The organism is Mycobacterium sp. NGS50 (genome assembly GCF_059812545.1).
In genome coordinates this window covers 1-1,076 of sequence record NZ_JCALCW010000084.1, presented here as the reverse complement: position 1 = coordinate 1,076, position 1,076 = coordinate 1, and the positions used below count along the sequence as shown (strand labels likewise).

General features: G+C 63.4%; 1 protein-coding gene. It reads left to right on the top strand.

The window, feature by feature from the left end:
- Nucleotides 1–103: 103 nt before the first annotated feature.
- The coding region (locus AC5Y36_RS25775; RefSeq protein WP_500043812.1) for an IS481 family transposase at nucleotides 104–1,076 on the top strand (973 nt) is incomplete at its 3' end.

Genomic DNA, 1,076 nt, shown 5'->3' with positions numbered 1-1,076 from the left:
TGTAGTTCCCGGACAGGTTGTGAACGGCGTGGTGAGCGTGAATAGGTGAGGACCTCCGGTATCGGTGTGGTTACCACACACACATCGCTACCGAGAGGTCCTCATGGTCCACGCTAATGCCTGTTTGACTCCGAAGGGCCGGTTGCGGCTCGCCCGTTGTGTCGTCGAGGACCGATGGACCTACGCCCGGGCCGCGGAACGATTCCAGTGCTCGACCGCGACGGCCAAGAAGTGGGCCGACCGCTACCGTGCCGGCGGCCCGGACGCAATGGTCGACCGGTCCAGTCGGCCGCATCGCAGCCCCCGACAATTGGCGCAGCGTCGGGAGCGCCGGATCATCAAGGTGCGCTTCACCTATCGGTGGGGCCCGCACCGTATCGCCGCCCACCTGCGCCTCTCACGCTCCACCGTCGAGGCTGTGCTGCGCCGCTACCGGATGCCGCTGCTGCGCGACCTGGACCAGAACACCGGCCTGGTAGTACGCAGGCCCAAACCCCATCGGTATGAGCACCCCGCGCCCGGGGATCTGATCCATATCGACATCAAGAAGCTGGGCCGCATCCCCAACGGCGGTGGGCACCGCAAGCTGGGGCGAACGGCCGGCAACCGCAACAACAAGAAGCAGGGCCGCGGTTATGCCTACCTGCATCATGCGGTTGATGACCACTCGCGGCTGGCGTACTCGGAGATCCTTGCCGATGAACGCAAGGAAACGGCCGCAGCGTTCTGGGGCCGGGCCAACACCTTCTTCGGCGATCACGGAATCGTCGTCAAACGAGTCCTGACCGACAACGGATCGTGTTACCGGTCAATGCTTTTCGCTGATGCGCTCGGTAAGAAGATCAAGCACAAGAAGACCCGGCCCTACCGGCCGCAGACCAACGGGAAAGTGGAGCGATTCAACCGCACCCTCAGCCAGGAATGGGCCTACGCCCAGACCTACTTCACCGATGAAGCCCGCGCAGCGACCTACCAGAGCTGGCTGCATCACTACAATCACCACCGACCCCACACCGGCATCAAAGGCAAGACACCGATCGAACGCCTACGCGTTCACAACCTGCCCGTGAAGAACA